This is a genomic window from Rhodococcus sp. P4_F5, assembly GCF_056401315.1.
The window spans coordinates 23212-34762 of sequence record NZ_JBFUJP010000096.1 but is presented as its reverse complement, the minus strand read 5'-3'; the positions used below and the strand labels follow the sequence as shown (position 1 = coordinate 34762).

General features: G+C 71.0%; 7 protein-coding genes and 1 pseudogene. 4 read left to right on the top strand and 4 right to left on the bottom strand.

Annotated elements, in window-relative coordinates:
• Window positions 1–239: 239 nt before the first annotated feature.
• Window positions 240–845: a hypothetical protein gene (locus AC1DU4_RS24365; protein WP_477844263.1), complete on the bottom strand. Its 606-nt coding sequence runs from the start codon at window positions 843–845 to the stop codon at window positions 240–242.
• A gap of 31 nt (window positions 846–876) precedes the next feature.
• Here AC1DU4_RS24365 and AC1DU4_RS24360 point away from each other — a divergent pair.
• Window positions 877–1526, top strand: a pseudogene (locus AC1DU4_RS24360) (SDR family NAD(P)-dependent oxidoreductase).
• A gap of 176 nt (window positions 1527–1702) precedes the next feature.
• The gene (locus AC1DU4_RS24355) at window positions 1703–3931 is read left to right on the top strand and encodes a HelD family protein (protein WP_477844269.1); all 2229 of its coding nucleotides are present in this window, start codon (window positions 1703–1705) and stop codon (window positions 3929–3931) included.
• 60 nt (window positions 3932–3991) lie between these two features.
• Here the strand turns inward: AC1DU4_RS24355 and AC1DU4_RS24350 are convergent, their stop codons facing one another.
• The gene (locus AC1DU4_RS24350) at window positions 3992–4444 is read right to left on the bottom strand and encodes a universal stress protein (protein ID WP_072845600.1); all 453 of its coding nucleotides are present in this window, start codon (window positions 4442–4444) and stop codon (window positions 3992–3994) included.
• A 249-nt stretch (window positions 4445–4693) separates the two neighbouring features.
• Between AC1DU4_RS24350 and AC1DU4_RS24345 the strand changes: the two genes are divergently transcribed.
• Together AC1DU4_RS24345 and AC1DU4_RS24340 are read left to right on the top strand one after the other, a co-directional pair.
• Window positions 4694–7543, top strand: a complete 2850-nt coding sequence (locus tag AC1DU4_RS24345) for an alpha/beta fold hydrolase (RefSeq protein WP_477844260.1) — start codon at window positions 4694–4696, stop codon at window positions 7541–7543.
• A complete protein-coding gene (locus AC1DU4_RS24340) occupies window positions 7540–8421 on the top strand; it encodes an ABC transporter permease (protein ID WP_477844258.1) in 882 nt (293 codons plus the stop codon). Before AC1DU4_RS24345 ends, AC1DU4_RS24340 begins: the two co-directional genes overlap by 4 nt.
• A 4-nt stretch (window positions 8422–8425) precedes the next feature.
• Here the strand turns inward: AC1DU4_RS24340 and AC1DU4_RS24335 are convergent, their stop codons facing one another.
• Window positions 8426–9292 carry an SCO6745 family protein gene (locus AC1DU4_RS24335; protein ID WP_477844256.1) on the bottom strand — a complete coding sequence of 289 codons (867 nt, stop codon included), beginning with the start codon at window positions 9290–9292 and terminating at the stop codon, window positions 8426–8428.
• Between the two features lie 20 nt (window positions 9293–9312).
• Complete coding sequence (uvrB, locus tag AC1DU4_RS24330; RefSeq protein ID WP_477844254.1) at window positions 9313–11475, bottom strand: excinuclease ABC subunit UvrB; 2163 nt, start codon at window positions 11473–11475, stop codon at window positions 9313–9315.
• Window positions 11476–11551: the final 76 nt, after the last annotated feature.

Here is an 11551-nt window from a genome sequence, read left to right as displayed (position 1 = left end):
GCATGTCCGGGGCCACGACCAGCCTTCCCAACTCGGCGGTGTGAGGGTCCGTCAGAGAGAAATACACGCGCACGGCAGCGACGAGACGCTGGGAGTCATCGCGCAACCCGAATGCGGTCACGTCGGGCTGCGTCAGCTCGCTCACCAACTCATCGAGGGACTGCATCAACGGGGGAAGGTTCACATCGTGGTGAGCCTGTGCCTCAGTCACATACGCAGCTCGCTGCAACGTCAGCAGCTCACCCGCGTCCCCACCCGACAGCGTCACAACGGATTCCATGCGTGTCCACTATTCCAGCCCCTACCGGACCGCACTCCAGGGCATCCGCCCAAGCAGTTGACACCGACATAGGGACCCCCCCTGCCTGCCGCACCAGCGCCTCCTCGTTCATCTCGATGACGCGCACCGCGGCCTGGTGGGCCTCCCGCGCACGGACCAATGCGGCCAGCAGCGCCGGGATGTTGCCGCCTGACTCCAACAGCGTTTCCGCGTCGGCTGCGTGACTGCGCGCCGACTCCGAGTGCTCGAGCACCTTGCGGGTACCCGCATGGGCACGCTGACGGACCCGCTCGGCGTCGGCCGCCACCGCGACCGCCGACGCTCTGGACCGAGTTCCCTTGCGCCCCTTGGTGGTCCGCCGCAGCTCGCGGTCGTACTCACGCTGGATGTTCCTCATCCGCGCCCATTCGCTCGGTTCGGGCGCGGCGCCCGTCTCCGCTTTGATGCGCACCCGGGTGTCGTCGATCGACTTGAAGGCTGCGACGAGGGAGTTCGCGCCCGCCTCCGGGTTCGCGGTCACCTCCCTGCCCTCGACGAAGACGTGGCCACTGTGGTTGTCGGTCATCACTTCACTCCTCGGGTCGGGATCAGCGAAACTGGCGGGCAACACTTTCGGCCGCGGCGGCGATCGTCGACCGGTGCAGGTCGACGAGCGTCTCGGCGTCCAGACGCTCACCGATGTAGCCGCCGGCCAGGATCTCGGCCGTGATGCCGTCCAGGCCGCCGACGGCGCAGCCCTCGTACGGGTCCATGCCCGCGTTGTAGAGAACCAGGTCGAAACGCGGACCGAGGCGTTCGGCTCGTTCACCCCCGAGGCCTGGGCCAAGTCCTACGACGTCAACCTGCGTGGCCCGGTGTTTCTCACCCAGGCCGCCCTGCCGCACCTCGACAAGAGCCCGCACGCCGCGGTGCTCAACGTGGTCTCCGTCGGCGCCTTCATGTTCTCGCCCAGGTGGCGATGTACGCGGCGGGCAAGGCCGCGCTGATGTCGTACACCCGGTCCATGGCCGCCGAATTCGCCCCGCGCGGCATCCGGGTGAACGCGCTCGCCCCCGGCTCGGTCGACACCGACATGGTCCGGAACAACCCACCCGAGGTGGTCGACGCGATGGCGCAGATGCCGCTGCAGAGGCGGATCGCCGACCCCGACGAGATGGTCGGGCCCGCGCTGCTGCTCACCTCGGACGCCGGCAGTTACATCACCGGGCAGGTGATCGTCGCCGACGACGGGCTGGTCGCCTACTGATCTGGGCGCCGTCCCGACCGACCCGGCCCCGTCCCGCTGACCTGGCGCTTCTGCACCCGCCGCACCCAGCCACTAGACTCGCTTGGCCCATTTGGACCCATTCCGGCCGAGGAGATCACTTGCCCGACAAGGCACTGCAACACGGCGACCTGGACCGTGAGCAGGAGTACGTGTCGATGCTGTACGACCGGCTCGACGGCCTGCGCTCGTACGCCGCGACCCGGCTGTCGAAGGTTCTGTTGCAGACCGGCGGCACCCCGCAGGCACGCAGCGAGCGCGAGTCGTTCAGCCAGATGTACACCGAGGACATCGCCAAGTACGACGCCGCCGAGAACGGCCTCTGCTTCGGCCGCATCGACCTGGACGGCGAGGCCGCGGACGGAGACGCGCTGCGGTACATCGGCCGGGTCGGCATCCTCGACGAGGCCAACGACTACGAGACGCTGCTGCTCGACTGGCGCGCACCGCTGGCCCGTCCGTTCTACCTGGCCACCCCGGCGCAACCGGAGGGCGTGACGCGACGCCGCCACATCCGTACCCGCAGCCGCCGGGTCACCGGCCTGGGCGACGAGTACCTCGACCTCGCCGCCGCGGAGCGCGCCGGCGTGGTGGACGGCACCGACGGCGTCGCCGGCGAGAGCGCCCTGCTCACCGCGCTGAACGCGGCCCGGACCGGACACATGAACGACATCGTCGAGACCATCCAGTCCGAGCAGGACGCCATCATCCGGTCCAGCCACAAGTCGGTGATGGTGGTGCAGGGCGGACCGGGCACGGGCAAGACGGCCGTCGCGCTGCACCGCGCCGCGTACCTGCTCTACACCTACCGGCAGCAGCTGGCGAAGAGCGGCGTGCTGATCGTCGGCCCCAACGCGACGTTCCTCGACTACATCGGCCAGGTCCTGCCGTCGCTCGGCGAGACCGGGGTGCTGCTCTCCACCATCGGCGACCTGTACCCCGGAGTCATTGCCACCGTGCACGACTCGCTCGAGTGCGGCGAGGTGAAGGGCTCGCTTGAGATGGTGGAGGTGCTCAAGCAGGCAGTGCGCGACCGGCAGCTGACCCCGCCGGAACCGGTCACCATCACCTTCGACACCTACCCGATCACCCTCGACCGCAAGACCGTCACCCGGGCCCGCGGCCGTGCGCGGTCCTCCCGGCGGCCGCACAACCTGGCCCGGCCGATCTTCGTCTCCGCGGTGATCGAGTCCCTCGCCGACCAGTTCGCCGCACGCCTCGGGTCGAACGTCCTCGGCGGCGCGAATCTGCTCAGCCGCGACGACGTCGCCGACATCCGCGACGAGATGCGCGAGGACCCGGACCTGATGGACGCGATCGACGCGCTGTGGCCGCAGCTGACGCCGCAGCGGGTCCTCGCCGACCTGCTGACCTCGCGGTCCCGGCTGGACACCGCGGCCCGCGACCTGACCGAGAGCCAGCGCGCACTCCTGCACCGCACCAGGATGACCGGGTTCAGCGCGGCCGACGCACCCCTGCTCGACGAGCTGGCCGAACTGCTGGGCGTGGACGACGCCGCGGAACGTGACCGCGCACAACGCGAGTGGCGAGCGCAGATCGCGGACGCGCAGGGTGCACTCGACATCCTCACCGGCTCCGCGCCGCAGGACCTCGAGGACGAACTCGACCCCGAGATCCTGATGGCGTACGACCTGATCGACGCGGATCAGCTTGCCCAACGCCAGGATCTGGGCCACCGGCTCACCGCCGCGGAGCGGGCGGCAGCCGACCGCACCTGGACCTACGGGCACGTCATCGTCGACGAGGCCCAGGAGCTCTCGGCGATGGCCTGGCGAATGCTGATGCGCCGCATCCCGAATCGGTGGATGACCCTGGTCGGGGACACCGCCCAGACCGGCGACCCGGCCGGCAGCTCGTCCTGGCAGACGGTGCTCGAGCCGTACGTGGCCCGGCGCTGGAAGCTGACCGAGCTGACCGTCAACTACCGCACCCCGGCGGAGATCATGGCCGTGGCGCAGGACGTGCTCGCGGCGATCGACCCGACCCAGACGGTGCCCCGGTCGGTGCGCGAGAGCGGGAACGTGCCCTGGGCACACCGGGTTCCGGCGGCGTCGGTGGCCGACGAGGTCCGTCGGCGGGTGGCCGCCCACACCGGGCCCGGGCTCACCGTGGTGATCGCGGCCGAGGACTCGGTCGGCGAGTACACGGACCTGGCGTCGGATTCGGTGAGCGTGCTGGCCGTCCGGGACGTGAAGGGGCTCGAGTTCGACTCGGTCCTGATCGTCGAGCCGCAGCGGATCCTCGACGAGTCACCGCGGGGACTCAACGACCTGTACGTCGCCCTCACCCGCGCCACCCAGCGGCTCGGCGTGGTCCACGCCCGGCCGCTCCCGGACGTGCTCGCGAAACTGGTTCCGGCCGAGTAACTTCCCTCACACAGCACTGTCCCGGCCCGGTGTGGCACCGGGCCGGGACAGCGGGTGGGGTCAGCGGACGGTGTGGACGATCAGTACGTCGGTGGTGGACTTGCGGGCGGCGTCGGAGGGCACCGAGCCGAGCAGCCGACCGGTGAGCGTGTTCAGGCCGCGGTTGCCGATCACCAGCAGGTCCGCCGAGACCTCGGCGATCAGGGTGAGCAGCGAGTCGACGGGTGCCCCGACGATCGCCCGCTCCTCGATGTCCTTGGCGCCCACGGCCTGCGCGCGCTCACGCGCGGTCCGCAGGATGTCGTACGTCGGCGCGGAGCCGGTGATCTGGTACGCGTCCTCGCGAAGGGTGTCGGCCGCCGCCTCGATGTCCTTCGGGTCGGTCGGGTAGTAGGCGCAGGCGAGGACCAGCTTCGCCCCGGCGTCGGTGGCCAGTGCCGCGGCCTTCTCGACTGCCTTCAAGGACGAGTCCGAGCCATCGGTTCCGACGACGATGGTGCGGTAGGCGGTCATTGCTTCCTCCAGAGTGCAGGTGGGTCGTCAGTGCGGGTGGATCCTCGGTGCGATGGATCCTGCTGCACTGTCTCGTGGTGCTTTGCGTCGTACTGCATTGCGTCGTAGTGCATTCTTCCTCACCGGGGCATGCACGGAATCTCACGGTTGACACCCCAGCCGCTGCGCAAAACCCTAGTCGGACGGCCGCCGGGGTAGTGGGAATTGCGTTACAACGCACATCCGCGCCACATGGCTAGATTGGGTCTCATGTACCTACCGCGACCGCGAAGTCTCCGGGCGTGGGCAGCCGTGGCCGCGGTCGCGCTGCTTCTCGTCGTGGCGGCTGCAGTGACCTGGACGTCCAGGTCGGCGCCGGCGGTCACCACGGAGGACGTCCAGTTCGCGCTGCCGGAGGGTCCCGGCTCTGCCGATCAGGTCAATCTCGATGCCCGACTGTACGTTCCGGAGCAGACCCCGGCCCCCGCGGTGCTGTTGGCGCACGGATTCGGCGGCAGCAAGGACTCGGTGGCCGCGCAGGCGCGCGATCTCGCCGAGGACGGCTTCGTGGTGCTGGCCTACAGCGCCCGTGGATTCGGGCGCAGCACCGGGCAGATCTCGTTGAACGACCCGGACCGGGAGGTGGCGGACGCCCGCGCCATGGTGGACTGGCTGGCGGGCCGCACCGAGGTCCGCCAGGACGGCCCGCACGATCCGCGGGTGGGCGTGACCGGCGGTTCCTACGGCGGGGCGCTCGCCCTAACACTCGGCGGCACCGACCAGCGGATCGACGCGATCGCCGCGGCGATCACCTGGAATGATCTGGGCCAGGCACTGTTTCCCAACTTCGGGACGCCCGGGCCGGTGGCGCGCACCACACCCGCCGCCGCCGGGTACGGCGGACCCGGGGTGCTCAAGCGGGGCTGGGCCGGCATCTTCTTCGGGGCCGGCGCGGGCGGTACGCCGGAACCGGGCGCGGGGCCCACGCCCGGTTCCGGGCCGTGCGGCCGGTTCCTCGCCACCATCTGCCAGGCCTATGCCGCAGCCGCCGAGACGGGCCGCCCCAGCCCGGAGCTGCTGGCCATGCTCACCGCGCACTCCCCCGCCGCCGTCATCGGCGCCGTCACCGCACCGACGTTGCTGGTCCAGGGCGAACAGGACACCCTGTTCGGGCTGGACCAGGCCGACGCGAACGCCCGGCAGATCGCGGCGGCGGGCGCCCCCGTCCAGGTCCGCTGGTTTCCCGGCGGGCACGACGCCGGCGGCGACTCCGCGCCCAGCCAGCGCGCGGTGGCCGCCTTCCTGTCCGACCGCCTCGGCAACGGCGAGCCCGACACGCGGTTCGTCTTCACCCTGCCCGGCGCACCGACCGACCAGGGTGCACCGGCCCAGCGCCGGATGACCGCCCCCGACTACCCCGGGCTCGGCACGGTCCCCACCGACCCCACCCCGACGGTCTCGTTGCCGATGATCGGCTCCGAGCAGACCCTGGTCCGCCCGCCCGGCGCCTCGCCCGCCGGCCTGTCGTCGGTGCCGGGACTCGGCGCGTCGGTCTCGAACCTGGCGTCTGCGGCCGGGCCGTCCCTCGACCTGGCGGCCGATCCGCCCGGCCAGTCGGCGCGTTTCGCCACCGCACCGCTCGAGCATCCGCTGACGGTCACCGGCACCAGCACGGTCACGGTCGAGGTGTCCACGCTCGCCGCCCCCGGTGCGGCGGTGCTGTTCGCCAAGCTCTACGACGTCAGCCCGCAGGGCCGGCGCACCCTGCCGGGCGGGGCGGTGGCCGCGATCCGGCTGCCGGACGCGCCTGCCGGACAACCGGTCCCGCTGACCGTCACGCTGCCCGGAATCGCCCACCAGGTGCCGGAGGGGCACCACCTCGAACTCGTGCTGGCCGCCACCGACCAGGCCTACGCGAACCCGCTCTCCCCGGCCCAGTTCACCGTCGCGCTCACGGACCCGGCGATCACCGTCCCGAGTGTCCCCGCGACGACGAACCGCCGGGCCCTGCCGGTGGCGCCGCTGGTGGGGATCGGCGCGATCCTCACCGTGGTGGTGCTCCTCGGCATCGTCAGCGCTGTCCGGTCGCGGCGGCGCGCGGTCGCCGCGGTGGACCCGGCCCTGCTCGACACCCCGCTCGTGGTCACCGACCTGCACAAGTCGTACGACAACGGCTTCCGCGCGGTCGACGGGGTGAGCTTCACCGTGCGCCGCGGCCAGGTGCTCGGGCTCCTCGGCCCCAACGGTGCGGGCAAGACCACCACCCTGCGGATGCTGATGGGCCTGATCACGCCGTCGAGCGGCGAACTGCGGGTGTTCGGGCACCAGGTGACGCCCGGCGCGCCGGTGCTCTCACGGCTCGGCTCGTTCGTCGAGGGCTCCGGGCTGCTGCCGCACCTGAGCGGTCTCGACAACCTGCGCCTGTACTGGGAGGCCACCGGCCGGCCCGCCGCCGAGGCCCGGATGGACGAGGCCCTCGAGATCGCGGACCTCGGCGACGCCGTCCACCGGAAGGTCCGCTCCTACAGTCAGGGGATGCGCCAGCGCCTGGCCCTCGCGCAGGCGATGCTCGGGCTGCCGGACCTGATGGTCCTCGACGAACCCACCAACGGACTCGACCCGCCGCAGATCCGGACCATGCGCGAGGTCCTGGTCGCCTACGCGCGCACCGGGCGGACCGTCCTGGTGTCGAGCCACCTGCTCGCGGAGGTGGAGCAGACCTGCACCGACGTGGTGGTGATGAACCACGGACGGGTGATCGCGGCCGGCACCGTCGAGGAGCTCACCTCGGCGGAGGGCGCCACCGAACTGCGTGTCGACGACGCGGCGCGGGCCGTCGAGGTGCTCGACGGCCTCGACGGCCCGACCGGCGTGCACGTGGTCGAGGGCGAGACCCCCACGGTCCGGCTCGACCTCGGCGCCACGGACCCGACCGTGGTTGTACGCGCGCTGGTCGAGTCGGGCGTCGGGGTCCGCGGGCTGAGCGGGACCACCCGCCTCGAGGACGTCTTCCTGAGGTTGGTCCACGTCTCCGACCATCGCGAGCACGACGCGGCGATGCCCCGACCACGGAGATCCGCAACGTCGGACTCCCCCGAGCAGGAGGTGCAGGCGCCGTGACGTCGACAGATCGTGGCGGTGACGTGGCGGCCGCCGACGGCCGGGCGCCCGGCTACCGGCCGCACTCGACCCTGCCGCTGCGCACCGAACTGACCCGCCAGTTCCTGCGCCGGCGCACCCACCTGGCGCTCGGGCTGCTGGCGCTGCTGCCGGTGATCCTCGCCGCGGCCTTCGCGATCGGCGGTTCCGGTTCGTCGTCCCCGGGCGCGGTGAACCTGATCGACCTGGGCACCCGGGGCGGCGTGAACTTCACCGTGTTCTGCCTGTTCATGTCCGTCGGGTTCCTGCTGATCGTGGTGGTGGCGCTGTTCTTCGGCGACTCGGTGGCCAGCGAGGCGTCGTGGTCGTCGCTGCGGTACCTGCTGGCCATCCCGGTCCCCCGCGGCCGGCTGTTGCGGCAGAAGGCGATCGTGTCCGCGGCACTGTCCGTGCTGGCCCTGCTGCTGCTGTTCGGTGTGGGCCTGGCGCTGGGCACGGCCCTGTACGGGACCGGACCACTGGTGACCCCGTTCGGCGACTCGCTGGGCTACGGCGACGCGGTCGGGCGGCTGACACTGGCGCTGGCGTACATCGCGGTGAACCTGACCTGGGTGGCCGGGCTGGCGATGCTGCTGTCGGTGCTCACCGACGCGCCGCTCGGCGCGGTCGGCGGCACCGTGATGGTCTCGATCCTCGTGCAGATCCTGGACCAGATCACCGCACTGGGCGGCTGGCGGGACCTGCTGCCCGGCCACTTCTCCTTCGCCTGGACCAGGTTCCTCGCCCCCACCGTCGACTGGCACGACATCGTCGTCGGGTCGTTCTCCGCCCTGGCCTACGCCGCGGTGTTCGGGGTGCTGGCCTGGCAGCGCTTCGCGGTCAAGGACATCACCAGCTGATCGGTCAGGCCTTGCCCCAGCGCGGGCCGAACGCCCCGGCGGGGAACCCCCCTGCCTCGACGATCGCGGAGCGCATCGGCGTCACCAGTTCGGCGAGGCGGTCCAGCCCGGCGTCGCCGAGCTCGGCCCAGGGCGCGAACGCCAGGTCGTCGGTGACGTCCTCGGCCACCTCGCGGATCTCCGTGCCGAGTTCGGTGAGGGTGCCGTCGCCGGCGAGCAGGCCGCGGTCGCGCAGGTCCGACGTCGCGTCGTCCCACTGCTCCTGGCTCCAGCCACGGCGGGTGCGGGCGAACTTTGCGGTGAAGCCGGCGCCGGTCGCGGTGTGGGTGATGAGCGCCTCGATGCCGGAGAGCCCGGCGGCCTGCAGCGCCGCCACGTGGCCGTCGCCGCGGTGCTCGCGCAGCAGGGTGAGCGAGTGCCACAGCGACAGGTGCGGCGCCGTCGGCCAGTCCACGGCGGCGTGGGCGGCAAACAGCGCGCGTCCGTCGGGTCGCGCCGCGCGAGCGGCGATGGAGGCGATGTCCGCGGCCTCCGCCATCTCCATGGAGGCGACGCGCTGGGCCCCCAGCAGCCGCGTCAGCGCCGCGTCCACCCCGGCGTAACGCGCGGCGACGATCGCCTCCGGGCCGGCCAGGTCCCACGCCCGCGGGATGACGGTGGCGACGAGGTCCGGGTTGAAGTTGTAGAAGGTCGCCGCGACCACCGGCGCCGTGACCCGGCCCATCGCCGCGGACCGTCCGGCGAAGTAGGTCATCCCGCCGGGTTCGAGGCCGGCCGCGACGAGCGAGTCGGACACCTCCGGCGCGAAATAGCACATGCTGTGGAAGGCGTCGAAGGTCTTCGCGTACCGGCCTGCGGTCTGGGCGTCCATCCCGCAACCGTAGCGGGGAGCTACTGGAGCCCGGCCGCGTCCATCCCCCGCAGCTCCTTCTTCAGGTCCTGGATCTCGTCGCGCAGCCGGCCGGCCAGCTCGAACTGCAGATCGCGCGCGGCGTTCATCATCTGGTCGGTGAGTTCCTTGACGAGGTCGGCGAGTTCGGCCCGCGGCATCGACTTCACGTCGCGGCCCTCGAACACCCCGGCGCTGACCGCGCGCCCGGCCTCGCCCTGCGCCCTCCTGCCGCGGCTCGCATTGCGTCCGGACCCGCCGACGTCCACCCCGGCCGCGGTGTCCTCGGCCTCCTCGTAGACCTGGTCGAGGATGTCGGCGATCTTCTTGCGCAGCGGCTGCGGGTCGACGCCCCGCTCCTTGTTGTAGGCGATCTGCTTCTCCCGGCGCCGGTCGGTCTCCTCGATCGCGTGCTGCATCGAGTCCGTGATCCGGTCGGCGTACATGTGCACCTGGCCGGAGACGTTACGGGCCGCGCGGCCGATGGTCTGGATGAGGCTGGTCGAGCTGCGCAGGAAGCCCTCCTTGTCCGCGTCGAGGATCGCGACCAGCGACACCTCGGGCAGGTCGAGTCCCTCGCGGAGCAGGTTGATGCCGACGAGCACGTCGTACTCGCCCAGCCGTAGCTGACGGAGCAGTTCCACCCGGCGCAGCGTGTCGATGTCCGAATGCAGGTAGCGCACCCGGATGCCCAGTTCCAGCAGGTAGTCGGTGAGGTCCTCGGCCATCTTCTTGGTCAGGGTGGTGACCAGGACCCGCTCGTCCTTGTCGGTGCGCTGCCGGATCTCGTGCACCAGGTCGTCGATCTGCCCCTTCGTGGGCTTGACGACCACCTCCGGGTCCACCAGGCCGGTCGGCCGGATCACCTGCTCGACGAACTCGCCGCCCGACTGGCCGAGTTCGTACTTGCCGGGGGTGGCCGACAGGTAGACGGTCTGGCCGATCCGCTGGCTGAACTCCTCCCAGGTGAGCGGGCGGTTGTCGGTGGCCGACGGCAGCCGGAATCCGAATTCCACCAGGTTGCGCTTGCGCGACATGTCGCCCTCGTACATGGCGCCGATCTGCGGGACGGTCACGTGCGACTCGTCAATGACCAGCAGGAAGTCCTCGGGGAAGTAGTCGATCAGGGTCGCCGGCGCCGAACCCGCGGGCCGGCCGTCGATGTGCCGCGAGTAGTTCTCGATGCCCGAGCAGAAACCGACCTGCTTGATCATCTCGAGGTCGTAGTTGGTGCGCATTCGCAACCGCTGCGCCTCGAGCAGCTTGCCCCGGCCCTCCAGGTCCGCGAGCCGCGCCTCGAGTTCGGCCTCGATGTCCTTGACCGCGCGTTCCATCCGCTCCGGACCGGCCACGTAGTGGGTGGCCGGGAAGATCCGCACCGAGTCCACCTGCCGGACCACCTCGCCGGTCAGCGGGTGCAGGTAGTACAGCGCCTCGATCTCGTCGCCGAAGAACTCGATCCGGACGGCGAGCTCCTCGTAGGACGGGATGATCTCGACGGTGTCGCCGCGGACCCGGAACGACCCGCGGGTGAACGCGACGTCGTTGCGGTTGTACTGGACGTCGACCAGCAGTCGCAGCAGCGCGTCGCGCGGGACCTCCACGCCGACGTCCAGCTCGATGGACCGGTCCAGGTACGACTGCGGGGTGCCGAGGCCGTAGATGCACGAGACGGAGGCGACCACCACCACGTCGCGACGCGAGAGCAGGCTCGACGTCGCGGAGTGCCGCAGCCGCTCGACGTCGTCGTTGACCGACGAGTCCTTCTCGATGTAGGTGTCCGTCTGCGCGATGTACGCCTCGGGCTGGTAGTAGTCGTAGTACGAGACGAAGTACTCGACGGCGTTGTTCGGCAACATCTCCCGCAACTCGTTGGCGAGCTGGGCGGCGAGGGTCTTGTTCGGCGCCATCAGCAGCGTCGGCCGCTGCAGCTTCTCGATCAACCAGGCCGTGGTGGCCGACTTACCGGTGCCGGTGGCGCCGAGCAGGACCACGTTCTCCTCGCCCGCATGGATCCGGCGTTCCAACTCGGCGATCGCGGTCGGCTGGTCGCCCGCGGGCCGGTGGTCACTGACCACCTCGAAGCGGCCGTCGGACCGTTCGATCTCGCCAACGGGCCGGAACTCGGAGTGAGCCACCACGGGATGCTCGGATGCAAACGCCATGGAACCAGGGTAGGCCGGGGGTCCGACATGCTCGTCGCCGATCCGCGCGCGTCCGATGCGCTTGGTAGCTTCTGCA